Raw genomic sequence first — 2,094 nt, forward strand, 5'->3', positions numbered from 1 at the left:
CAAGGGGGGGAGGGAACCCAACCTTCGTGCTCATCTCACAAAACGGCGTGCGATCCCAGAATGCCATTGTAATCACAGAGCAATTCCAGAATCGACCAGCCCGTCCCAATCCTCGGCCAGCCCAATTTCGAAATCCGGCGAGCGCTCTCGCGTCCGCTGCGGCCTGATCCCGGCCACGCACCCATTGCGCCATGCCGGAGGATCCCGTGACCCGTCGAAAGCTCATCTTCATTCTCGCCGCCACCACCGCCTGCGGGGTGTTGGCGCTGTCCGCCGCCCGCGCCGGCGACGTCCCGAAGGTCGCGACCGGCTTCGTCGCCAACGTCGTCTGCTCGGAGACCTTTGTCAGTAGGCTCGACCCGAAGCGGAACCTGACTGAGACCACCGAGGCGATGCCGGGCGCCGGCCTGATCACCTGGGCGATGGACACCGAGATCGATCTCGACCGCAGGGACGTCACCGTGACGCTGTTCGGGCTCGGCCGCAGCCATGCGGTCTATCGCGAGGGTGTCGGCTGCACGCTCGAACATGGCGAGACGCTGGCCGAAATCGCATTGCCACCTGCCAAGCCACAGGCCGCGCTGCTGCCTGAGATCGCCGGTCCCGCGCTCGTCGCGCCGCAGAGCCCGCAGCTCGCGGTCGCGCTCGATCGCGCCTTTGCCGAGCCGACCGAGCCGCCATTCCGCCGCACCCGCGCGGTTGTCGTGATGAAGGACGGCCGCATCGTCGCCGAGCGCTACGCCGACGGCATCGGCACAGAGACGCCGCTGCTCGGTTTCTCCGCGACCAAATCGGTGATCTCGGCCCTGATTGGAATTCTGGTGCGCGACGGCAAGCTCGCGATCGACCAGCCGGTGCCGATCGCCGCCTGGAAAAATCCCGACGATCCGCGCCACGCGATCACGGTCGATCAACTGTTGCGTCACACCGCGGGCCTTGCGCTCGGCAGCTCGTTGCAGGCCTCACTGGCCTCCGCGCTCGAACCGGTCAACCGGATGAAGTACATGGAATCCGACATGGCCGCGTACGCCGAGAGCATTTCGCTCGAGACCGCGCCGGGCGCGGCGTGGAATTATCACGACGGCAATTTCATCATCCTCTCGCATCTGATCCGCGACGCGGCCGGCGGCCATGCCGCCGACGTGCTGCGCTTCGCGCGCCGCGAATTGTTCGATCCGCTCGGCATGCGTAACGTCGTCATGCAGTTCGATGCGGCGGGCACGCCGGAAGGATCAGGCGCGATCATGGCGAGCGCACGCGATTGGGCGCGGTTCGGCCAGCTCTATCTCGACGACGGCGTGGCCGGCGGCCGGCGCATCCTGCCCGCGGGCTGGGTGAAATACTCGGCGTCGCCGACGCCGAATGCCTGGGTCGGCATCGGCGCAGGCTTCTGGACCGATCTCGGTGACAGTTTTGGCGCCAAATATCGCGTCGAGCACGGCATGCCGCGCGATGCGTTCTTCGCCAAGGGCACGATCGGGCAGTATGTGATTATCGTGCCGTCACAGCGGCTGGCCATCGTGCGGCTTGGCCGTTCGCCGAACACGCCGCCCCAAGCGGACGGTGTGTTCGACCTCGTTTGCGATGTCGTCGCGGCAACGTCCGGCAACGCGAAGCTCGCGGGCGGCAATTGACTGGCACGTCACACACCGCCCGCGCGATCGTGAATTGAATCTCCGCGCGAGGAATTTTCTGATGCGGCGGCGCATCTCGCAGGAGGTGCGCCACCGTTTTGAAAATCGCCTCAGCCGGAGACCATCATGCCGAAAGCCTACTGGATCGTGCACGTCACGGTGCACGACGAAGCGCGCTATCCCGAATATCTCGCCGCCGCGATGCCGGTATTCGCCAGATACGGCGCCAATTTCATCGTGCGCAACGGCCCCTTTGAGGTGATGGAAGGCGCAACGCGCCAGCGCAACTTCGTCATCGAGTTCAGGGATCGCGCCACCGCGATGGAATGCTACACCTGCGCGGACTATCAGGCTGCGAAGGCGATCCGGCAGAAATATTCGGACGGGGATTTGTGATTATCGATGGCGAGGGGTAGGCGAGGCGCTCGTTCTCTCCCAATCTCAGTGTCGTCCCTGCGAA

General features: G+C 65.2%; 2 protein-coding genes. Both read left to right on the forward strand.

Going from position 1 to position 2,094, the window contains the following annotated elements:
* Window positions 1-206: 206 nt before the first annotated feature.
* Window positions 207-1,634 (forward strand): serine hydrolase domain-containing protein, encoded by a 1,428-nt coding sequence (locus tag H8A95_RS42695; RefSeq protein WP_229188407.1) that lies wholly within the window; start codon window positions 207-209, stop codon window positions 1,632-1,634.
* 126 nt (window positions 1,635-1,760) lie between these two features.
* On the forward strand, window positions 1,761-2,030 hold the full coding sequence (locus H8A95_RS42700; RefSeq protein WP_229188408.1) for a DUF1330 domain-containing protein: 270 nt from the start codon (window positions 1,761-1,763) through the stop codon (window positions 2,028-2,030).
* The last annotated feature ends 64 nt before the right edge of the window (window positions 2,031-2,094 follow it).

The organism is Bradyrhizobium oropedii (assembly GCF_020889685.1).
Lineage (GTDB): Bacteria > Pseudomonadota > Alphaproteobacteria > Rhizobiales > Xanthobacteraceae > Bradyrhizobium > Bradyrhizobium oropedii.

Bases quoted from the DNA above. Each gene is read 5' to 3' on its own strand.
- H8A95_RS42700 (WP_229188408.1), top strand. From the start codon at position 1,761: ATGCCGAAAGCCTACTGGATCGTGCACGTCACGGTGCACGACGAAGCG.